This window comes from Bradyrhizobium elkanii WSM2783, from assembly GCF_000472865.1.
GTDB classification, from domain to species: Bacteria; Pseudomonadota; Alphaproteobacteria; order Rhizobiales; family Xanthobacteraceae; genus Bradyrhizobium; species Bradyrhizobium elkanii_A.
On record NZ_AXAP01000118.1, the window covers coordinates 1 to 20,140 of the forward strand.

The 20,140-nt window shown below is 58.5% G+C and carries 26 protein-coding genes and 4 pseudogenes; 18 read left to right on the forward strand and 12 right to left on the reverse strand.

All coding sequences use genetic code 11. The annotated features are described in order from the left end of the window. Positions 1–169 (reverse strand): annotated as a pseudogene (locus YY7_RS64090) (IS256 family transposase); the annotation flags it as partial. A 571-nt stretch (positions 170–740) separates the two neighbouring features. Between YY7_RS64090 and YY7_RS55345 the strand changes: the two are divergent. After that, a complete protein-coding gene (locus YY7_RS55345; RefSeq protein ID WP_080664143.1) occupies positions 741–1,322 on the forward strand; it encodes a DoxX family protein in 582 nt (193 codons plus the stop codon). A gap of 1,156 nt (positions 1,323–2,478) precedes the next feature. Next, positions 2,479–4,053: a porin gene (locus YY7_RS0145505; protein ID WP_051397291.1), complete on the forward strand. Its 1,575-nt coding sequence runs from the start codon at positions 2,479–2,481 to the stop codon at positions 4,051–4,053. 294 nt (positions 4,054–4,347) lie between these two features. Here YY7_RS0145505 and YY7_RS55350 read toward each other — a convergent pair whose 3' ends face one another. After that, positions 4,348–5,745 carry an ATP-binding protein gene (locus YY7_RS55350; protein WP_063623455.1) on the reverse strand — a complete coding sequence of 466 codons (1,398 nt, stop codon included), beginning with the start codon at positions 5,743–5,745 and terminating at the stop codon, positions 4,348–4,350. Then, a complete protein-coding gene (locus YY7_RS0145515; protein WP_028168871.1) occupies positions 5,742–6,407 on the reverse strand; it encodes a response regulator in 666 nt (221 codons plus the stop codon). The genes YY7_RS55350 and YY7_RS0145515 overlap by 4 nt, the downstream gene beginning before the upstream one ends. 143 nt (positions 6,408–6,550) lie before the next feature. Between YY7_RS0145515 and YY7_RS65390 the strand changes: the two are divergent. The 5 genes and pseudogenes from YY7_RS65390 to YY7_RS55365 form a co-directional block, all read left to right on the forward strand. Then, positions 6,551–6,862: pseudogene (locus YY7_RS65390) on the forward strand (protein-disulfide reductase DsbD domain-containing protein); the annotation flags it as partial. Between the two features lie 76 nt (positions 6,863–6,938). Further along, positions 6,939–8,333, forward strand: a complete 1,395-nt coding sequence (gene dsbD / locus YY7_RS55355) for a protein-disulfide reductase DsbD (RefSeq protein ID WP_051397292.1) — start codon at positions 6,939–6,941, stop codon at positions 8,331–8,333. A 55-nt stretch (positions 8,334–8,388) separates the two neighbouring features. After that, the gene (locus YY7_RS64635) at positions 8,389–8,763 is read left to right on the forward strand and encodes a DsbA family protein (protein WP_283807051.1); all 375 of its coding nucleotides are present in this window, start codon (positions 8,389–8,391) and stop codon (positions 8,761–8,763) included. After that, complete coding sequence (locus YY7_RS64640; RefSeq protein WP_283807052.1) at positions 8,720–8,983, forward strand: hypothetical protein; 264 nt, start codon at positions 8,720–8,722, stop codon at positions 8,981–8,983. The genes YY7_RS64635 and YY7_RS64640 overlap by 44 nt, the downstream gene beginning before the upstream one ends. Positions 8,984–9,181: 198 nt before the next feature. Then, positions 9,182–9,715: a L,D-transpeptidase gene (locus tag YY7_RS55365; RefSeq protein ID WP_245287667.1), complete on the forward strand. Its 534-nt coding sequence runs from the start codon at positions 9,182–9,184 to the stop codon at positions 9,713–9,715. A 302-nt stretch (positions 9,716–10,017) separates the two neighbouring features. On the opposite strand, the gene YY7_RS55370 is transcribed toward YY7_RS55365, so the two are convergent. Together YY7_RS55370 and YY7_RS64875 are read right to left on the reverse strand one after the other, a co-directional pair. Continuing rightward, the gene (locus YY7_RS55370) at positions 10,018–10,482 is read right to left on the reverse strand and encodes a TetR family transcriptional regulator C-terminal domain-containing protein (RefSeq protein WP_196237439.1); all 465 of its coding nucleotides are present in this window, start codon (positions 10,480–10,482) and stop codon (positions 10,018–10,020) included. Continuing rightward, positions 10,475–10,642 carry a TetR/AcrR family transcriptional regulator gene (locus tag YY7_RS64875; RefSeq protein WP_155255622.1) on the reverse strand — a complete coding sequence of 56 codons (168 nt, stop codon included), beginning with the start codon at positions 10,640–10,642 and terminating at the stop codon, positions 10,475–10,477. Before YY7_RS64875 ends, YY7_RS55370 begins: the two co-directional genes overlap by 8 nt. Before the next feature lie 720 nt (positions 10,643–11,362). Between YY7_RS64875 and YY7_RS0145545 the strand changes: the two genes are divergently transcribed. From YY7_RS0145545 to YY7_RS55380, 4 genes are all read left to right on the forward strand, one after another. Further along, positions 11,363–12,070: a glutathione S-transferase family protein gene (locus YY7_RS0145545; protein WP_028168873.1), complete on the forward strand. Its 708-nt coding sequence runs from the start codon at positions 11,363–11,365 to the stop codon at positions 12,068–12,070. A gap of 119 nt (positions 12,071–12,189) precedes the next feature. Continuing rightward, positions 12,190–12,396 carry a hypothetical protein gene (locus tag YY7_RS64645; RefSeq protein WP_283807053.1) on the forward strand — a complete coding sequence of 69 codons (207 nt, stop codon included), beginning with the start codon at positions 12,190–12,192 and terminating at the stop codon, positions 12,394–12,396. After that, positions 12,326–13,006 (forward strand): SDR family NAD(P)-dependent oxidoreductase, encoded by a 681-nt coding sequence (locus YY7_RS55375; RefSeq protein ID WP_283807054.1) that lies wholly within the window; start codon positions 12,326–12,328, stop codon positions 13,004–13,006. The genes YY7_RS64645 and YY7_RS55375 overlap by 71 nt, the downstream gene beginning before the upstream one ends. Positions 13,007–13,074: 68 nt before the next feature. Further along, a complete protein-coding gene (locus YY7_RS55380; RefSeq protein WP_433994574.1) occupies positions 13,075–13,284 on the forward strand; it encodes an antibiotic biosynthesis monooxygenase in 210 nt (69 codons plus the stop codon). A 135-nt stretch (positions 13,285–13,419) separates the two neighbouring features. Here YY7_RS55380 and YY7_RS61420 read toward each other — a convergent pair whose 3' ends face one another. Further along, positions 13,420–13,680 (reverse strand): hypothetical protein, encoded by a 261-nt coding sequence (locus YY7_RS61420; protein WP_051397294.1) that lies wholly within the window; start codon positions 13,678–13,680, stop codon positions 13,420–13,422. A 95-nt stretch (positions 13,681–13,775) separates the two neighbouring features. On the opposite strand from YY7_RS61420, the gene YY7_RS61425 reads away from it, so the two are divergent. From YY7_RS61425 to YY7_RS0145565, 3 genes are all read left to right on the forward strand, one after another. Further along, entirely contained in the window at positions 13,776–14,360 is a 585-nt protein-coding gene (locus YY7_RS61425) for an FAD-dependent monooxygenase (protein ID WP_051397295.1), read from the forward strand. Further along, on the forward strand, positions 14,323–14,547 hold the full coding sequence (locus YY7_RS61430) for a hypothetical protein (protein WP_051397296.1): 225 nt from the start codon (positions 14,323–14,325) through the stop codon (positions 14,545–14,547). Before YY7_RS61425 ends, YY7_RS61430 begins: the two co-directional genes overlap by 38 nt. 306 nt (positions 14,548–14,853) lie before the next feature. Beyond that, positions 14,854–15,066 carry a hypothetical protein gene (locus YY7_RS0145565; protein ID WP_028168874.1) on the forward strand — a complete coding sequence of 71 codons (213 nt, stop codon included), beginning with the start codon at positions 14,854–14,856 and terminating at the stop codon, positions 15,064–15,066. 593 nt (positions 15,067–15,659) lie between these two features. On the opposite strand, the gene YY7_RS0145570 is transcribed toward YY7_RS0145565, so the two are convergent. The 3 genes from YY7_RS0145570 to YY7_RS0145580 form a co-directional block, all read right to left on the reverse strand. After that, positions 15,660–15,911: a hypothetical protein gene (locus YY7_RS0145570; RefSeq protein ID WP_155255623.1), complete on the reverse strand. Its 252-nt coding sequence runs from the start codon at positions 15,909–15,911 to the stop codon at positions 15,660–15,662. A 264-nt stretch (positions 15,912–16,175) separates the two neighbouring features. Continuing rightward, positions 16,176–16,433, reverse strand: a complete 258-nt coding sequence (locus YY7_RS0145575) for a hypothetical protein (protein WP_028168876.1) — start codon at positions 16,431–16,433, stop codon at positions 16,176–16,178. A gap of 30 nt (positions 16,434–16,463) precedes the next feature. Further along, on the reverse strand, positions 16,464–16,706 hold the full coding sequence (locus tag YY7_RS0145580) for a hypothetical protein (protein ID WP_028168877.1): 243 nt from the start codon (positions 16,704–16,706) through the stop codon (positions 16,464–16,466). Positions 16,707–16,854: 148 nt separating this feature from the next. On the opposite strand from YY7_RS0145580, the gene YY7_RS0145585 reads away from it, so the two are divergent. Both YY7_RS0145585 and YY7_RS0145595 read left to right on the forward strand, forming a co-directional pair. Then, positions 16,855–17,199 carry a hypothetical protein gene (locus YY7_RS0145585; protein WP_028168878.1) on the forward strand — a complete coding sequence of 115 codons (345 nt, stop codon included), beginning with the start codon at positions 16,855–16,857 and terminating at the stop codon, positions 17,197–17,199. Between the two features lie 279 nt (positions 17,200–17,478). Further along, on the forward strand, positions 17,479–17,730 hold the full coding sequence (locus tag YY7_RS0145595) for a hypothetical protein (RefSeq protein ID WP_028168879.1): 252 nt from the start codon (positions 17,479–17,481) through the stop codon (positions 17,728–17,730). Positions 17,731–18,118: 388 nt separating this feature from the next. On the opposite strand, the pseudogene YY7_RS64650 reads toward YY7_RS0145595, so the two are convergent. Then, positions 18,119–18,223 (reverse strand): annotated as a pseudogene (locus YY7_RS64650) (GDCCVxC domain-containing (seleno)protein); the annotation flags it as partial. Between the two features lie 92 nt (positions 18,224–18,315). Between YY7_RS64650 and parS the strand changes: the two are divergent. Together parS and YY7_RS0145605 are read left to right on the forward strand one after the other, a co-directional pair. Further along, positions 18,316–18,609, forward strand: a pseudogene (parS, locus tag YY7_RS55390) (type II RES/Xre toxin-antitoxin system antitoxin); the annotation flags it as partial. Further along, positions 18,602–19,117 carry an RES family NAD+ phosphorylase gene (locus YY7_RS0145605; protein WP_028168880.1) on the forward strand — a complete coding sequence of 172 codons (516 nt, stop codon included), beginning with the start codon at positions 18,602–18,604 and terminating at the stop codon, positions 19,115–19,117. The pseudogene parS and the gene YY7_RS0145605, both read left to right, overlap by 8 nt. Before the next feature lie 343 nt (positions 19,118–19,460). Here YY7_RS0145605 and YY7_RS0145610 read toward each other — a convergent pair whose 3' ends face one another. Together YY7_RS0145610 and YY7_RS0145615 are read right to left on the reverse strand one after the other, a co-directional pair. Further along, positions 19,461–19,757, reverse strand: a complete 297-nt coding sequence (locus YY7_RS0145610) for a sulfite:cytochrome C oxidoreductase subunit B (protein WP_080663842.1) — start codon at positions 19,755–19,757, stop codon at positions 19,461–19,463. A 47-nt stretch (positions 19,758–19,804) separates the two neighbouring features. Next, positions 19,805–20,140: Ig-like domain-containing protein (locus YY7_RS0145615; protein ID WP_028168881.1), on the reverse strand; the 336-nt coding region annotated here is incomplete at its 5' end.

Sequence of the window (20,140 nt, forward strand, 5' to 3'; positions counted from 1 at the left end):
CACGCCCATCCGGCAGCTTCAAATCGGCATGATCGCTCAGAAAGTCGGCGACCTCCGCCTCGATCGCCCGCGCAAGAAGCTGGCGTGCTCCATGCCGCAAAATACTCGTCAGTGGATCATCCATCGCGCCAGGCTGGCGAAGCTCTACAATCTTGCTATTCTCGTTCATGGCGTATCGCTCTGCATAAGAGGTTCTGGCTGGCTGGTTACCCGCCTCGATACGCCGCCCTTCTCAGGCCGTCATCACCCAGATTCCGCCATAGCTCGTCATCCGGACGTTTTAAGGATCGACGCATCTCAGCGCGCTACGGACTCTGAACTGTTGGCCTCCTTGGTTGACCTCGATTTTGATCTGCGCGACATGCTGTTGCTCCAGGTGATTGGCCCGCATGGTTAGAGCAGGCCAGAGCCGCGCCAGGACCATTCTCCCTGATATGGCCAGCCGTCCTTAAGGTTCGCTTAAGGTGGTGTGCTTCTCTTCATTCCAGCAAACCGTTGAAACGAAAGCGCATTACGTATGGTGCACTCTTGCCTCCGTCGTTGCTCGCTGCACGATGTGATGCCCATTCACGCGGCCTTTGCATCGCGCAATAGCAACTGCAGCATGCCCGCGTTCCGGACAGCAGTTACCCCCCAACGGCAATGCTCCAAAAAGTGCCGGCCAATTACATCGCTCGAGAGGGCGAACTGTTTTCATCGCTGACGAGAGGTCGCATTTCCACCAAAAGAGAAGTGAAGCAATGACTAAGTCAAGAACGTCCTATGACAACACGAAAAGCGCTGCCAGCGCCATCGATCGGAGCCTCGCGGTCATTCAGCTGTTGCTCTCTTCGTCGGTGAGCCGCTGGGCACCGCTTCCGTTGCGCCTCATCGTCGGGTACGGATTTGCCGAGCACGGCTTTGCAAAGCTGTTGCGCGGTGCCGATAATTTCACGGGAATTCTGCATGCGATGGGACTTCCCATGCCGCACGTGTTTGCCTGGATAACGATCGTAACGGAAATCGTGGGAGGATTTTTTGTCCTCCTGGGGGCTCTTGTTCCGATCGTCAGCATTCCAATGGCTATCGTGTTGCTGGTCGCTATCTTCACTGTCCATCTGCCGTACGGGTTCTCGTCGATAAAGCTCCAAGCCATAACTCCGAACGGGGCGCACTTTGGCCAACCTGGGTATGAAACGGATCTCCTTTATTTGGCCGGTCTGGTTGCGCTTGTGCTTGGTGGTTCTGGTCCCTTCGCAGTGGACAACTGGTTGCTGAGACGGTTGGTTGCCGGCTCTGGCGCGGCCCGCGGAGTTCGGCGGCAGACCGATCTCGATGCTTAGGGGTGGCTCGCTCGCAAATTCAGTTCCGCATTTGCGAGCGGCTCACTCGCTCTATAGCCCCTTACTAAATATCACGTCTCAATAGCCGGGGCCGATAACCGGCCGTGAGTTGTGCCGCGTACTGAAGGAGAAAGCGATCGACCCGTGCGCCCCGCCGATGTGCTTTGTTGCCTAGGAGATATTCGCCGCGTAGCGCGCACCATGCGCTGACGGGGCCGACGTGAGTCGTGACGTGGGATTTTGTGCGCGCAAGGGCCGCAAAGATTGTTCAGAAATGCTGCAGCGTTTAGTCAATGGCTGCATTTGACGATCACGCTGTGACGGAAAGATCGCCGCTGCGGCTCGAGCCCGCAGTTCCTAGAGGGCCACGTTCCAAGCTGTTCGCGGAATTGCGCTTGAGCCTTGTCTCCTGCAGCCGGTTATAGAACCTTCTGTGGCGATTGCGGGTTCTCCAATTCCTCGGAAGCTCTTCACGGCAGCGAATTGTTCGATTGGCTCAATGTGAGGACCCCCAGCCGGATCGTTCGTTCGGCTATAATGAGCTCCGGCCCGATAGTACCCCCGGGAATTACGGTCTTGGGATCATCTCGCGAGCGCCCGACGGCGCTTCAGCGACCAGACGCGGGTTGGCGATGCATTCATAAGCGGTTCCCACGAGGTCATTCGCAGGCATTGCTCGCGCGTAACAAAATCGCGCTGCGCGGCACCTTCTCGCCTGGCGCACCAAGCATATTCTGAACCATAGGCCGGTTGGGGGAGAATGGAACCGATACCGCTGATATTGGCAGAGGCAGTGATGACTAAGGGCAGTGCGATTGCCCGAACGCGCGTAAGCCTTCGCCTAATCGAGATAGTGGCAACCGTGTAGCTATGTGTGTGGAGCATCTGTCACTCGTTCGCTGAAGCGAGTTGACGTCGGAAAGTGTGATCGCGCAGCTTAAGCCGAGCTGAAGAGAGCATCGATGTAGGTGGCTCTTTGGTGTCTTCGCTCACAATGAACAAGTTCTCCGGCCTAACTCACAAAATACTTAGCGTTGCCGCGGACCTGCAATCTCAAGGTGAAGGCCTCCCTGGAGCCGGCATAAGCTTCAGACTGGCTTAAGCTACGAAGCGATTTTGCCCCTCAAAACAACTGGCCTGGCTTTCTCGATTCATCATGGATCGTTTTGCCGGCTCACATTGGGAGGGCATCGCCATGAAAGTTACAATATCTACAGCCGCCGTTCTTGGCTTGACGACTGCGGCCTGCGCGGGTGAGCTTCCTAAGGCTTCATTGGAAGAGCTCCCACCTTCGCAAGGAGTAGTCGACAATGGATGGGAAGGACTCAAGAAGCACCCGAGAAAGCTCGGCGCTCGAGCTCGGAAGTCCGAGCCTGCGAAGAAGCTGGAGCTGCCGGCGAATGCGTTGGCTGTTACCAAAGATCCTAAGGTGCCCATGGATGACAGCCTGACCTGGCATGGTCTTACGCTATATGGCCAGGTCGACGTGGGTCTGACCTATCTGAGTCACGGTGCCCCGTTGAGCCCCACTGCAGGGACCGGCGTGAACTATTTGATTGCGAGAAACAGTAACAGATCGTATTTCGGCATAGGCGCTAATGGATTTGCCGGGTCGTTCATCGGCCTTAAAGGTAAGCAGGACATCGCGGACGACGTCGCCGCCATATTCAAACTTGAAACTGCATTCAATCCGCAGTCGGGCCTGCTTTCCGACGGAGGGGGGTCCATCGTGCAGAACAATGGTCTGCCGATCGACAGGCAGAACTCATTTGCCGATTCCGCCAAAGCCGGTCAGGCTTTCAATGTCGCGGCTTACGCAGGTTTGAGCTCTCCGACCTACGGCACACTGACATACGGGCGGCAAGCCGCTTTGACGTCTGAGGCTGTAGTTGCCTACGATCCGATGGCGAGCGCCAGTGCTTTCTCCGTCATTGGCTTTCAGGGCGCCACCGGCGGCGGTGGCGATACAGAAAATCGGATCCTGGACAATTCACTCAAGTATGGCGTGAATTTGGGTCCCGTGCGTGGCGCAATTCAAGCACAGATTGGCTCAGGCCCCAAAGCAGGACCCCGCAATGCAGTGCAGGCGCAGGTGGGCGGGAGTTACCTCGGTCTGTCCGTGGATGCGATTCTCAGTCAGATCAATGGCGCAAGCTCTGCGAGCCCGCTGCCATTTCCACTTCCTAATGTACTACCGACGAATATCGGGAATGGACTGGTCGCCGGAACGATCTCGGACAATACCAGCTACATGCTGGTTGCAAAGTACGCCATCGGTCCTTTCAAATTCTTTGGCGGGTATGAGCACATCCAGTTCGCGAATCCAAAAACACCGTTGAGCCCGGGCGATTTCATCACGGGCGGATATGTGCTCGGGACCGTGTCCAACAATAGCTTTACTACGGACAGGGTGCTCCAAATATTTTGGACCGGTGCAACATACGAAGCCAGACCTGACCTCGACTTGAAATTCGCCTATTATCACGAGGAGCAGAACAGCTATCACGGAGCAGCAGGAACCAGCTTCAATGCCGGGCGCTGTTCGAATGCCAGTCTTGCGCAATGCAGTGGCCAGCTCGATGCGCTCTCGTTCTTGATGGATTACAGATATTCGCAACATATGGATGTGTACGCTGGCATAATGTGGTCGCAAGTGTCGAATGGCCTAGCCAGCGGCTTTCTTCAGAGATCTACGATCGATCCGACAGTCGGGCTCCGGTATCGTTTTTGAAGCCCTGTGCTCAAAGCCATACAGCTTCAACTCAATGGGTGCCGTCTCGACTTCGAATAGGAAGGTGCGTTGGGGACGGTGGAGGATCAGCGAAACCGGTGCGAGATCTTAAACGCCGGCGAGACCGGAACTATGCGGCCGTCGAGGGGAAGGATCGAAGCTAAATGATGGGTCTAGCGTCGAGGACATTGGCAGGGCGGGTCGGAGCTAGTCGGATCAGATGCCGCATCCCCTGCACTTTCAACTCCGCTCCATCGTCGCGTTTTTTGCGGCAAAACCTGACGATTACGGGATCTAGAAGAATTCGGCCACTACGCTTAGCTTATCAGGGCCTGCCTTTGAAGAGCGCTGGGCCGACCGAGTATCCCAAATCATCTCGGCGCGCAGCCCCGAGGTATCTTCTCTGTTGAGCAATCGGAGCCGCGCTCCGCTCGTCCGTACAGCCATGTCCACAATAGAAAGTCCGAGCCCGCTGCCGAGCGAGCTTTTGTTGCGGCCGCGGAAGAAGCGTTTGGTAACCAGCGCGAGCTCCTCTTTCGGAATGCCGGGGCCGGTGTCCTCGACAAATACGGTGGTGCCATCTTTGGTGGCCTCCGAGGACCAGCGGATGGTTCCTCGCCGCGGCATATGGCGAACGGCGTTCTCGTGTAAATTTCGGATGGCGAGCAGAAGAGAGTCTCGGTTCGCGGTGACAACAGTGCTATGCAGGATCGGATCAACAATAACGTCGGTGTTCCTATCCGGTGGTGGAAGGGTGTCGACCACCTCTTCCACAACCTCTCCCACGTTGAGCTCCGTTAGGAGCGCGGCGGCCCCCGAGTCGAGCCTGGCGATCGTCAGTAGCTGACGAACGAGTCGAGTGGTGCGATCTACGGCGAACAGTATCTGACTGAGCGCTGCGTCCCGTATGTTCGCGTCTCGCGCCGTCATTGCGATCTGCGCTTGGGTCCGCAAACCCGCCAAGGGAGTGCGCAGCTCATGTGCAGCGAACGCGGTGATGTGTCTCTCGTGACGAAGAGCCTCCCTAACTCTTTCGAACAGATTGTTAAGTGAAAAAACCATGGGGAGGATCTCTTTCGGAATTCCTTTTGTCTCAACTGGAGTCAAGTCGTCGGCGTTGCGGCGCCGGAGATCCGCGGCGAGCGCATGCAGCGGTCGAAGGCCCTGATTGAGGCTTGCCCAGATAAGGAATGCGAGAACGGGGATTGCCAGGAACATTGGAGCCAGAAGACCCTTCATAATGTCGGCCACAAACGTCTCCCTCAATCCCAGTCTGTCGCCTACGAGGACTCGAAGATTTTTCGTGGGATCCTCAGCAGTGAAGACTCTCCACTTCTCGCCCCGGATCGTGCGTTCCGAGAAGCCCGTGCGATTGTCGCTAAGACTCTCATTCGGGGTACCGCTGGACCTTGCCACAAGGCGACCGTCAAGTGACCAAATCTGGCAGGAAAGCTGGCGATCATAGGTCAAGAACTCGGCCGCGTGACTTGAGTCCGAATCCTTTTGGAAGGAGCCGATGCCGTTGCTCGACGCCAACGACAACACCATGCGCGCCGCCTCTTGTAGCCTTGAATCGAGAACGTTCTCAACCTCGTGCGTAGTGCCAACATAAATCCAGCACGTCGCGGCTATCCAAATGAGGCCTGTTGTCACGACAAGGATGAAGAACAGCTTGCGTTTAAGAGAATTCATGATGAAGCCGGCCTCATGCGATAGCCAATGCCCCTTAATGTCTCGATTTTGGATCGTCCAATCTTACTACGGAGCTTATGCACGTGGACTTCGACCGTGTTGCTTTCGATTTCTTCCTGCCAGCCATAAAGGCGCGCTTCCAGATCGCTCTTGGAAAGAACGATGCCCGGGCGATCCATAAGCGCCGACAGGATCGCAAATTCCCGACGCGATAGGCTGATGACGGTTCCATCAACGGACGCCGTCAATCGTGCCACATCAAGCGTCACTCCATTGTGAGACACGTAAGGCGATGCGCGGCCTTGCTGCCGGCGACTGATCGCGCGGACTCGGGCTGCGAGTTCGTCCAGATCGAAGGGTTTGCCAACGTAGTCATCGGCACCCGCATCCAGTCCCTTAATTCGATCCGACACTTCATCAAGAGCGGTCAAGAGGAGAACCGGGATCCGGTGGCCCTTGGCACGCAACGATGTCAATAGATCCAGGCCGGATCCATCAGGAAGCATGAGGTCCAGCACGACTGCGTCGAACTCGTCTGTTGCGAGCGCGGCCTGTCCGTCCGTGCAAGTGGCGACCACGTCGAGCGTCGCACCGTATAATCCGAGGCCTACTTTTAGACCGTCCGCGAGAACTGAATCATCCTCGACGACCAAAATTCGCATTGAAGCCGCTCCTCATTCTGAATTTCGCGTCGGCGGCGGACCTTAAGGCTGGCTTAAGGTGGCGGCCCGAACTGGAACCCACGCCGTAGCGGAAGGGGGACTCCATGTCATACGGGCGCATACTCGGATTTGTTACTTTGCTCATGGCGCTAACGGCAGCGGCGGCTCTGGCCGAGGCAGCCGGAATCAAACCGGCCGATCAAGCTTTTCAGTTCCACGCGGAGTGGGCGGGTAAGGGCGGGGTGAGGCTAGGATGGACCATTGCGCCGGGTCACTACCTCTACCGGGACCGCATCACCGCGACGATCGACAGCCGGCCTGTTCGCATCGAGACCGAAGCCGGCGAGCTCAAGGAGGACCCGAATTTCGGACCAACCGAGGTCTATCATCTATCAGCGGCAGCGACCGTGGCGCCGGAGCTTGCGTCCGTCAAGGGCAGCCTGATCGTCACTTATCAAGGGTGTGCGGAAAACACCATCTGCTACCCGCCTATCTCGAAGACAGTCGATCTTTCGACGTTGTTGGTTGGTGATGCAGCTGAAGGAGACCAAGATCGTGCCTCCTTCCGAGATGTCCGACGCCAACGTCCCGGTTCCCAAAAAGGTCACCCAGGAAACGTGCAGCGAAATCGAGTCGGAGTCAGCGGCCCTGTCTGGCAACAGTCTCTCGTCGATGTTGTTCGCCTTCCTCGGCTTCGGTATTTTGCTGTCCTTGACGCCCTGCGTGTTTCCCATGATTCCAATCATGTCGGGAATGCTTGCGCGCTCGGGCGGCGCGCTCTCCCTGGGACGTAGTTTCGTTCTGTCCGCCAGTTATGTCCTCGCGATGGCTGCCGCATACGGCGCTCTCGGGGTCTTCGCGGCATGGTCGGGCGAGAATTTACAGATTGTTTTGCAGACGCCGGCGGCAACAACCGCCATGAGCCTGGTATTTGCGGCGCTCGCGCTCTCTATGTTCGGTCTTTACGAGATCCAGTTGCCGCAGTCGTGGACGTTGCGACTTGCGGAAAACGCAGGGAACAAAGGCTCCATCGGCGGCGCCGCTGCACTTGGCTTCGGCTCCGCTCTGATCGTAGGACCATGCGTAACCCCGCCGCTTGCCGCCGCGTTGATCTACGTGGCTCAGACTGGGCTCGTGATACGCGGCTCACTGGCACTATTTGCTCTGGGGTTGGGGATGGGACTCCCGCTTGTCGCCTTTGGCGTGCTGGGCACCAGGGTACTTCCACGTTCGGGGCCGTGGCTCACGCGGGTCAAGCACATCTTCGGCTTCATCTTCATCGCGCTCGCCATCTGGATGAGTTCGCGAGTCATCCCGATGCAGCTCGTAGCGAGGGCATGGGGAGGCCTGTTTCTTGCGGTCGGAGGCTACTTCATTGCGGCCGTCCTCATGTCCCGTCAGCGCCGGTTGCCTCACTTCGCCGCGGCTACGACCGGCGCTTTGGCAATTGTCTATGGCGTTACGCTGGCGGTTGGCGCAGGCAGATCGAGCTATGAGCCACTCCGTCCGCTGGCTGCGATGGGTCTCGTGACGTCAGCAGCCAACGCGACTGTCCAGGCAGACGGATTTCGGACCGTGACCAATGAGGCCGCTCTCGAAGATGCGATCGATCTCGGCCGGAGGCAGGGAAGGGCGGTCATGATCGATTTCTCTGCCGAATGGTGCACGGAATGCAAGCTCATGGAGCGAAACGTCTTCTCGCAAGATGCCGTACGGCAGGAGCTGCGCGGAATGCTGCTCGTCCGAGCCGACCTCACGCATTTCGATCAGGACAGCAAGAACCTGATGAAGCGCTTCGCGGTCGTGGGGCCTCCGACGATTGTCTTTCTTAATCCTAATGGCAGCGAAATTCAGGAAGCGCGCGTCGTGGGCGACATTGGGGTGGCGGGCTTCCTGAGCAAACTTGCGAAGGCCCTGCGTGCCTGATCATATCATTCGATAGGAGACTACTTTGATTAATCCGCTTTCCCGAGCTCAGTTTTTGCGACTGGCAGCTCTTTCGGCCACCGTTCTTGTCGCGTCGAGCGACGCCTTCGCTGATGACGAGATCACGCGGGATATCATCCTGAACGATCCAGAGACCCCGACAGGTGGCAATCCGAACGGCGATCTGACGATCGTCGACTTCTTCGATTACAATTGTCCCTATTGCAAGGCGGCGGCAAAAAATCTCGAGAAGGTCGTCAAGGATGACGGCCGTATCCGCCTGGTTTACAAGGACTGGCCGATCCTGCACCCGACCTCGATCATCGGTGCGCGTCTTGCGTTGGGCGAAATATCAGCGCAAATACCTCCCGGTGCATCACGCCCTGATGGACATCCCGGGCTACGGAGTAGGCCAGGAGAAGATGATTGAAGCGACCCGCAATGCAGGCGTCGATGCAGCGCGATTGGACTCGGATATGATCGCGCATGCCGACGACATCGCGAAGTTGATCAAACGAAATCTGAATATTGCGGAAGCGATTGGCTTGCAGGGAACACCGGGGTTCCTTGTCGGCGCCTACCAGGCCCTGAACGAGCAGGGCTTCATCCGCGTGGTGGCCGACGCGCGTCTGCGTCAGAAAGCTAAGTAATCGCGCGGATCCTCAGGGTAGGAAATCATGCTGGGTCGTTGTATTGGCGAGCGGCTGAGGCTCGTCCTGTTCGCCTGCATCTCAGCCACTGCTCTTGCAGGATGCTCGGTCACGGTCGGGTCGCCGGCAATAACTCCAACTCCCACAGCCTCCGATACCAAGGCAGATTACGCCGCGCTTGGCGCGGAAAAGTTTCCGGTGGATGCACTCGACACGTCTCAGTTGGATCCACAATTCCTCAAGCAGATTGTCACCTACCGATCGCCGTATCCACCCGGTACCATTGTCGTCGATCCACATAGTCGCTTTCTTTATTTCATTCAGAAGGGCGGCCAAGCCATCCGCTACGGCATCGGCGTGGGCCGTGAGGGCTTGGCTTTTGCCGGGACGGGCCTCGTGCAGGACAAAAAAGAATGGCCGCGCTGGACACCGACGAGCGCCATGATCGCCCGTGAACCGAACCGCTACGCAAAATGGGCAAGAGGGATGGAAGGTGGCCTCGGAAATCCGCTTGGGGCTCGCGCGCTCTACCTCTTCAGGGCTGGACAGGATACGCGTTACCGCATTCATGGAACGCCCGAACCGGACAGCGTCGGCAAAGCGGTCTCTTCCGGATGTATCCGCATGATGAACCAGGACGTGATCGACCTCTATTCACGCGTCCCGCTTGGGACAAAAGTCGTTGTCCTCTCAGCGAAGACGTCCACCGCCGACGCCACGAAGCTTTGGTAGGTGGCCATGCAATCGCCTGCGGCGCGGCAGTCATCGGCGAGCATCTTCATCCCGATCGCTCGTATTCGGACGGCTAATAGGTTGGTGCACCGAAGCATGCCCTGGCACGACACAAGACCTTTGGCTTCTGACGCGCGCGAATGTGGCTCGCGTGAGAGCGCGCTCCTTCTTTCAAGCCCGCAAAGGGCGATATAGCTCGCGAGTGGAGCGGGAGCGCGACGGTTGCGCGGCCGAGACGAAAGGATTGAAATGATTCGGAACCCAACGTCGAAAGCACCTCGCCGCCACTCGAATGTTTACCATCAGTTAGTTCTGGCGCGTCGTCGGCTTCGTGATTGGATGGTATCGTCAAGTAACCCGAGCACTGGTCGCGCGAGGCCCTCCAGCAGCTTGCGTTCGGGGCGAACGCGCGCGAGCACACGAATACCGAGGAGAACCCCAAGAAGAGACTTGGAAAGGTCCTCGGCCGAATGGGCTCTCGCGATGGTCCCCTCTCTCTGACCTTGGGAAACGCATCGAAGGAAGAAAGCCTCCACTTCCTCGAGAAATGTTGCCACGATACCCAAGAATTGGGCGTCGTGCGGCGCGCTCTCGATGGCCGAGTTTACCAGCAGACAGCCGCGGCGCTGCTGATCAGTGAGGGAGCGCTTGATGATCTCCGCATGAAAGGCGCTGATCGCCTCCCGCGGAGGGAAAGTGGATTCGATGCGGTGAATGCGTTCACGGAACATCTGGTCGAGATACCGATTGAGCGAGCGCTCATACAAAGTCCGCTTTGTCGCCGAAGGCATTGTAGGGGCTGGCGCCCGCGATGTTCATTTCGTTAGCCAAATCGCGCACCGAGGTCGCCTCATAACCGCGCTGCCAGAATCTTTCAATGGCAGCGTCCAGCACGGCGGCTTCGTCAAACTCGCGCGGCCTCGCCATTATGTCCTACCTCGTTCCATCCTGCGCTTCGCTGGCTGAAATCAATCCAATAGCATTCAGCGCGGCTGCCTGACAATCGAAGTCGGCGCCCGTTTGCGAGTCAATCGGCTTACCGCCACCATTACCGGCGAGTATCCAAAATCACAATGCGGTCTTGCAAAACGCGCGCTTGATTTGTTTTAGATCGAGTGATCCAAAACGATAGTCGATCACGGATATAGATCGCTGATGCTACTAGTCCGATGAGTTCAACTGCCATTGAAAACTCGACGACACGTCCGAGCCTGGTCTCGTCCGATTCTTGGAGGGGCACACCGTCTGTCGCTCGCCGCGCGATAATGTGGGCGCTCTACACAGTGCGGCTGCGCCCAATGGGACCTTACACGACGTCAGACTGTGGCGCTGACTTGCCTCCGGTCCGCCGTCTTCCGTCTGCCGCTTTATCTCGGAGTTGGCGTTTCGACCCTGTCTCAAGCATCCGGTCGGGAATTACTGGGGCATCATGATATGTGAGGTCTTCAATCGCACCGTCGTCTCGCCTGGACCGCGCGCAGCCCCGACAACCACTGCGTTTGTGCTGGTGACAGTGACCGTGTTGGCAATCCCGGTCCTCAGTGAACGGCCGTTATGGCATTCGACGACAGCCATCTGCGTCATCGCGATGATGGTCGTGTTCGCTGCAGTTTTCGCCAATCGAAGCAGTATAAAGGAAGAAGATCGATGATCCGTTTCTATTTCCACCCAACGCCCAATCCGACAAAAATCGCGCTGATGCTTGAGGAAGTCGGCTTGGCCTACCAATTGGTTGCGATTGATACCAGCAGGGGTGAACAGCACACGCCGGAGTTTCGCGCGGTTAATCCCAACGGCAAGGTGCCTGCCATCGTCGATACGGAAGGACCTGGCGGTAAGGAGATGCGGGTTTTCGATTCCAGCGCGATACTGCTTTACCTTGGCGAGAAGACAGGACGTCTGATCGGTTCACCGGCTGATAGACCGGTATTGTTGTCATGGCTCTTCTTCATCGCAACCGGCGTCGGCCCATTCTCGGGACAAGCCGTACACTTCCAGTACGCGGCTCCAGAAAAGCTCGCCTACGCCGTCAATCGCTACCGAAGAGAAGTCGAGCGTCATTACGAGGTGCTCGATGAGCATCTGAAGGAACGCGATTTTATCGTTGGGAACGATTATTCAATCGTCGATATTTCCGCATGGGGATGGTTGGATCGTGCCCCACGCGTGCTGCCGGGCGATGGGGTACCCCTGGCGGCGTTTCCTAATCTCGAACGCTGGTTTCGGGCGATCGATGCGCGCCCGGCCGTGGCGAGAGCTCGCGCGTTGGGGAAAACCCATGCCTTCAAGAAGGAAATGGATGAAGAAGCGGACCGCGCACTCTTTCCTTCCAACTATGCGAAAGTCGCTCGTTAGGCCCGCCGCCTCAAATCGTCCGAAAGCGAAACAAAGCGAGACAGCCAATGAAACTTCAGAAAAAACGAGTGCTGATCACTGGCGGCTCCAGCGGTATCGGATTTGCGACCGCCGAGGCAATGTTGGCCAACGGAGCGGAGGTCGCGATTACCGGTCGACGGCTGGATGTTCTGCGCACTGCCGCTGAGCAGCTACGTCAGGGTGGCCGTCTCGAGTACGTTGCCGCGGATGTCAGCACGGAGAAAGGTCGGGGAGATGACGCTTACCTGCGCGCTCGAGAAGCTCGGCGGTCTGGATGTACTTGTCAACAATGCTGGCGGAGTTAGGGCCGGTCGGCTGGAGGACAGCACCGAGGAAGAGATCAGATCGATGATCGAGGTCGACTTGGTCGCGCCGATCTTGCTGACGCGGGCGGCCCTGCCCGCGTTGAGGGCGAACGCCGACGGCCTAATCGTGAACATTACATCGGACGTCGCGCTTGTCGCGGCACCGTTCTATGCCACCTATGCCGGGGCCAAAGCCGGCTTGGCTAAATTCAGTGAATCGCTTCGCCGGGAATTGAAGGGCGAGGGCGTGCATGTCATGACGGTCTATCCGGGGGCGACCGAGACGCCGATGAATCGTTCGTCGCGTGCAGGCCCCGAGCTCGGCTTTGCACGAGAGCCGGCGAGTGCCGTTGCCGCGGCCGTTATCGAGGGAATAAAACAGAACGCCCTCGAAGTAATTCGAGGCGGCGAGTTTTGGGCGAAGATGACCACCTTGAACCGCGAGGACCCAGCCGCGCTCGATACGCGGTTCCTTGATCTAAAGCCAGCACTGGCGGAGGCGGTTCGCGACCATTCGTGCGCTCTGACGGCGCACAACGTTCCTCTGCGCAACTACAAGATGACCATAGCGAAGGAGACCGCTTATGACACGCTTTGCACTCTACGTTGAGTTGAAGGCGAAAACGAGGTCGGGAGGAGGACGTTGCGACCTTTCTTACGAATGCGCGCGACCTCGTCATGGCTGAGACCGGCACGATTGCACGGTTTGCCGTGCGCATCGACCAAGAGACATTCGCGATCTTCGACGCGTTTAATGATGAAGCCGGACGGACGGCGCATCTCAAGGGCGCGGTCGCGACGGCACTGATGGCTAATGCGGCCGATCTACTTGCCGTAGCTCCAGAGATTCGCCAACCCGCGGTGCTCGCGGACAAGCTTCCCGCCTGACTCCCGCGACCGCATCGGCCGGCCGATACGAAGGTATGGGCCTAGCCATTAAACTCAACGGGTTGTGATTATACGCTTCCGAGGCAAAAGAATTCCCATGAAAGTCGTTGGCGGAGGGATAGACTCTCGGCGGCGTTACAGCTTCTGAAGGCTGGACTTGACGTGCATGTCTATGAGCAGGCGCCGCACATCGCCGAAATCGGCGCAGGCATTCAGATCAGCCCCAACGCCTCTCGGCTCCTGCTGCGGCTGGGCCTTAAGGCGGCGATAGATGCTGTCGGTATGCGGCCGGGCGCGAGACATCAACGGCGCTGGGACGATGGACGCACCTTGCAGCACGCACCGCTCGGGCCTGAGGTCGAGGCCGCCTTCGGTGCCCCGTACCACCACTTCCATCGCGCCGATTGTCAGCCTTCTGGCCGATGCACTGCCACAGCAGCGTTTGCATACCGGCCACAAGCTCATAGGGCTAGAGCAGAAGGGCGAAGCGCGTGATTGCGCGGTTCGAGAACGGCGCGACGGTGGAAGCAGACCTCCTGGTCGGTGCCGACGGCATTCATTCGCGTGTGCGCAGTCTCGTCTTCGGTCCTGAGAAACCGCGCTTCACCGGCTGCGTTGCGTGGCGCGGGCTGGTGCCGGCCGAGCGCATCAGACATCTCAGCATCGGGATCGCTTCGCACAGCTGGTTGGGACCGGACGGCCATGTCGTGCACTACTGGGTCTCGGCCGGGCGGATGATGAACGTGGTCTGCGTCGTCGAGCATGGTGACTGGGCCCAGGAGTCCTGGATTGACAAAGGCGAGGTGGCCGACGTCCTTTCGCGCTATGATGGCTGGCATCCGACGGTGCGCTGCCTGATCGGCGCCTTTCCCGAGACCTTTATCTGGGCGCTGCACGGCCGCGCCGAGCTGCCGTGTTGGAGCGCCGGTCGTGTCAGGCTTCTAGGCGATGCCTGCCATCCCATGCTGCCGATGATGGGCGCAGGGCGCCGCGCAATCGATCGAGGACGGCGCCGCGCTCGCGGCGCTACTCAAGGCCATGCCCGACGACAGCGCGGGCGCACTGGCGCGCTATGAAGCGTTGCGCAAGCCGCGCACGACGAAGCTGCAGCAGGCCAGTGCCGCCAACCGCACCCGCTTCCATCTACCCGACGGCGACGCGCAACGCGCCCGCGACGAGGCGATGGTCTTGTCGGGCGACCGCTCGATTGCGAATATTGGCTGGTTCTATGCGCATGACGCGGCGGACGTGGGATGGCGATAGCGAGGAGCAACCAGCATTGAAGCGCATGAAATGGTGATCGACGCGAGCAAGTACGCTTCCTCCGCCGCAAGGTTGCGCAACCCACGGCGGGAGGAGGTCTTCTCACCAGATGCGGCCCAAGCACGGAATAAGCCCGGATACCTCAGGAACGGAGACGGACACAACCGGGGTCGAACGAAGCCAAAACTCTCGAGCTTTAAACACTATGCGGCGCGATAACCGGATTCGTGGCGGGCGCGATTTCGTGCGTCAAGGCGCGGCTTGAGACCCGTGCTGCTTCAAACGACAGCACCAAAGCCGTACTCCTTGGCCACCCTCTGGGCGGTATGCCTGCCGAAGAACCCCACGATCAAGTCCGTGCAAATCGACTGCGGCCAATTCGGCCTTCTTTTCCATCATTTTCCTTGCACGCCGCTTTGTTGGCGCCAGCGAACAGCGGGCCGCAGCATCGGCTGCGACAAGATTGCAGAGTTCAGGATCACCATCGCAGCATTCGTTGACCATGAAGGCGATCACTGACTGCAATCCCTCGGCTCGGAACGGTAGATGATGATGCTTCCCGTGCATGGAGCGCAGAAGGCCCGCGCGTGTACAAGGATCGCGAAGTGCGACGAAGTGTTGTGCGGCGCACCGATAGTCAGCGCTCCTAATGTACACTGATGGCTCCGCCCGGGCTTCTGAAGAAGCGATACTTGGCTTCCTGATCCACATTGCGAGGACATCCGATGCCCTGGGCTGCCGGCGCCAACATCTGTTTCTGGATCGATCCGGCACGCGACGACGGACGTGATCCTGCGCTTATAGAGTGTTCAAAAGGAAGCAGTGATGCCGCCGACAACCGCGGCAAGGCCCGGTCGGACGACCCAAACGTGAAATGCTCGTATTTGCGAGACCCTCGGTACAAACCGCACGATCATTGCTGCTTTAGCGGAAGCTTTGTTCCGGTTGGTCCTAAGGACTGGGTCCTGATCGGCGCCGATCGGGACCCCACTCGATTTCTGATTTGCGTCGGTTGTACGTGCAGCGGTGCAGATGCACAGCCGAGCGCGTCTGCACGCTTGCACGAATTAGGCGATCTGCATCCCAGCTCGCGTTGCCGGCATCTCGAAGCTTCAGTGCGTCACCGGCAGCGCCTCGTCACCGCCAAACTTCGACGGATCGTCGTAGCTCGGCGTATCATCGTGGACCGGCAGCCTAGGACCTGCGTAGGCGAAGCCTGGAATGGCGTAGCCTTGGTTGGGGCGACCGGTGCTGATGTACTGCGGCCCTCTGCGGACGTGGTGATGCTCCTTGGCGAAGGCAACCGGGGTTGTCGCCAACGTCGACAAAACAGCTGCAGCGGCGAAAACTGAAAGACGAGACATTTGGGGCACTCCTTTGTTTGCCTTGTGCAGCGATTGCTGAGCAAACTTAAGTGGAACTTAAGGGCCCGAGATCAGAGCCCGAATTCCAGCCAGTCTCGTTTATGTGCGCGATCGTCTCGAAGTCGCACAAAATCTGTTCGTCAGGCGCGCAGCGCGCTAACCTACTGGATGATTACGGGGGTTGCCCGCGCGTGTAAAGGCGGACAATCGGCTGAAGGAATATTGGTCAATCTGGTCGCGAGCGCCGGAATTGCGCCCGAACGATCACGACAGCCGCGCGATCTTATTGTCGGCGACGACGACCGGCACATCCGGCGCGGTCTCCCATTCGACGAAATAGTCGACGATGCCCCGACCAGCCACCGAGCCGACGACAACTCCCTTGGTGCCGACCGCGTTCGTGTCGCCTCTCTCGGAGAGCACCTTGACGACCGGCGTGCCGTTGGCAATGGCGCCTTCGATCTGGTCGGCCGTGTAGACAGCGACGCAGAACGGCGTGACTGTGGTCAGGAAGCGCGTCATTGCAATTGCGGGATGGTGATCATCGCCGTCTCATCTCTGTCGCCACTGTCGTCTTGCGCCACATAACTCAATGAGCAGCTCGCGGCTAATGTCGTCAAGCGCCCAAGAGAGCGCGCAGCAGTCATCCCAACACGTCTGTTTGCCGAGGTGTTTGAAAAATACTTGCCGTACCTCGGCCTTGAAGATGGCGATGGTTCCGCATGCGGTGCCTCTGTCGAGACGCACGGTGCCATCATCACGCATGATTTCGTCGTCCATGTAATCGTCCTCCATGGTGGGCCCTCTCCTATGATTGTCCGCATTGTATGGGCGAACCTGATTTTTTTGTTACTGGGTCTGTTGGACTGAATTGCCTACTTTGCCCGTAATGCAAACACCTGAATGCAAAGCGCGGCGTGAAGCGTCCGCGATCGTCTCTCAAATGCTGCTGGTCATCGTCCGCTTGTTGCTTGAGGGGTACGACAGGAACGGCGAGCACATCGGGGCGGTCTGGCCCGAGTTGATGATCGGTCTGACCATTCGACTCAACGACGATCGAGGCCACGCGCCCATCTCCCAGCTCGCTATCGTGAGAGCGACAGGCATGCCGCGCGGAAGTGTGCAACGCTGGTTGGATATCTTGGTCGAGCAGCGCGTCATCAAGAAGAGCGGCCCTGGCTACATCTGCGACGAAAGCCACCTGCAGGAGCGGCTCAACTCGCGCCACTTCAAGCGCATTGTCCGCGCGACCTGCGCTGCTGCGCGTCTGCTGAAAGACCACAAGTGATGATCGATCCAATGTACGCATGCTGACGACGATCCATCAATTCGATTGGACCCGATTTGTTGAGCGCATTTTTTGCAAACTGCAAGTTGCCCATTTTGAGCAGTGGAAGAATGGCCGCATGCAAAAAGTGCCAGTGCCCATTTTGGGCAGGTGACCAACTGCCATTATCCACACGAACTGCAACCGCAAGGCGACCCACGCGAGTTGGCTATTGCCAAACCTTCCCCTTGATCCATTTTGTGACACGGGACAGGACCCACCAGCAAAAAGAAGAAACCAATGCCACGTCGCGCAGTTGTCGCGGTCGGCGTCAGCCAACTGATGGTAGACCTCGCACTACTGGTTTATGACCACGAGCCCTATAAGCAGGAGTACTTCGGCGCCGCGCTGGAGCAGATGTTTGTCGCCTTGGTGATCTTCAGTGCTGCAGAAGGCGCCGGCCAACCGCTCACCGTCGCCGACGTCTCCAAGACCCTGGGAGTGCCGTACAGCAACGTCCACCCGCACCTGAAGAGTTTTGGAGCTGAGTGATCTGCATGCGGATGCCAGGGCGCCTGTCTACGCCTAATGTCCGCTCTCTGCGTAAAGCCGGACCCTGAACCGCTTTAAAGCCAAGTTCATTCCTTGACCCACAACGGACCTCGTGCGGTGAACAGCGTTCGGCTCTCAACACTAAGTGAGCTTCCCCCAGCGCGTTCTGTGGCCCACCATATCAGCCCGCTGCCACCGAGGATGATCACGCCCAAACAAGCCCATCCAAGTATGCCGTTGGTGACGACCCACGCACCGAGCACCATCACGGGTACGGTCATGGCGAGGTAGCAAGGTCCGGTGTATCGGCAGTGTGTACGATTATAGCGTCGCGCATTCAGCATGCGCGCTGTGCCCATCCAGATGAGGCGATGATCCAGATCACGGACTTGGGCTTTAGCTTTGTGCCGCAACCGGTGCATTCATAGAAAAACTGACAGGCATCCGTCGGCATAATCTCGACTTTCGCGACGGCGCAGCACGGACAAGTGATGGTCGATTGAAAAGCATCGGATCAGCTCTTGGGTGCGGACGGATAACCGGCCTTCGTGGTAGCCGAGGTTCGTCAGTCACCTCCTCTTCATTCAAACCGACTCGCTGGAAAAAGCCTTCGGAATGAGCCTTCGCAACTTTCAGCGACGCAAGGACGCTCCCGACAAGCCGCTCAGCCAGGAGCAAAGTGGGCGGACCTGGAAGTTTGCGGAAATCCTGGCCAAGGCCACGGACGTGTTCGGTTCGCAGGAAGAAGCAGAGCAGTGGCTCGAGCGTCCGGCCATCGGTCTTGACCAGCGTCGCCCGATCGACCTGCTTGCCACTCCGGCGGGCATCGAGCTAGTTGAACAGTACCTCACGCGCCTCGCATACGGCGTGTATGCATGACGCCTTCTTAGAGCAATTGGGAGGCGGCAAGCTCATCGCTTGGCGCCTCGATCAGGCGCGCTTTGCGTCGATCTGGGATAGTGGCGAAGGCGCATTCCAGGTCGGCGGCCGGTGGAACAGCAAAGGCGTTCGCGTCGTGTATTGCGCGCTTGATCCAGCGACCGCGATACTCGAAGTGGCGGTTCACAAAGGCTTCAAAGCGCTCGACACTCTGCCGCACGTACTGACCGCGCTTCATATCGTCGACGTGTCTGACGTTCATATTGTTCGCCCTGTCGACGTTCCGAACACCAATTGGCTGCGACCGGGAATCCCAGGCGCAGGCCAGCAGGCGTTCGCGGATGTGCTCTTGGCCAAGCACAAATTCGTCGTGATCCCATGTGTGGTGTCCAAACACAGCTGGAATCTGATCTTCGACCCGACCAGGGCGAAAGGCGCGTACCAGCCGCACCTTCAGGAAGCGTTCGCGCTCGATACGCGCCTTCATCCTTCGACATCACCGCCCTAATTCGGCCGCGTAGCGGCGACTGACATTCTGGCCCCAGGGCAATTGTGCAACGACCTGTTGCACGATTTGTTGGTCAGACCAGGTCAGGGCCGATTTCCGCGGTGAAGCGGATCGGACTGGAGGCGAGACCATTGTCGCAGTGGCTGCATGCGGGGTTAAAACGAGCAGGATTCGAAGTTGTTTTGCTGGAAACCTGCCTCCCGACTTCAAACGGTATTTGGTTGACCAGTGTCTTCACCGGTGTCGACTGATCCATATAGCGCCTCAAAGCCGTGCCGAGATCCACCCATGAGGCCCCCGAGGCAGCGCTGGACCAGTTCGGCCGGATCGACCGGCGGTCGCTTTAATACGTCTGCGACAGATACTCGACGATCTTGCCGACGTCCGCTTCGTCGATCGGTGCGCCGTACACCTTGATCATCTTCATGACCTCGGCCTGCCAGAAATCCTTCTTGAACTTTGGGCCCTGTGGCTGAGTTTTGATGTAGTCGGCCGAATGACACGCGGTGCAATTGCCTTGCACCACCTCAAGGTTTGGCCCCGGCTTGAACGCGGCGGTTTCCGGAGGGAGCTCGTAAGAGACCGGTTTNGCCCGAACTGCGACGCNGATGCCAGCGATCGCAGCAACACTCGCCATCATCGATACTGCTCTCAACGCANTCCNGTGCAAGGTCATGACCAGGCTCCTCAGGCTGCTGTAACAGACGTTGTTTCAATCACGTTGCGCATGTAGCCGGGNGGATTCCATGTTGCGGTTTCGGGCTGTGTCTGCCCGGCCTGGTTGGTGGCTCGAACCTTGAGGTCATGCGCGCCGGGCGGCAACCGGACCGAGAGCTGCCATTCACGGAACGAATACTTGCCAAGGTCCTTGCCGAGCTTGGCCGCCTGCCAGGTCTTGCCGCCATCGGGCGACAGGCTGACGTCCTTGATACCAGTTCCGCCATCGAAGGCGATGCCTTTGACAATTGTCGGGCCGCCGGCCTTCACCTTGGCGCCGTTGGTCAGGTTGGTGATGAAAGAACG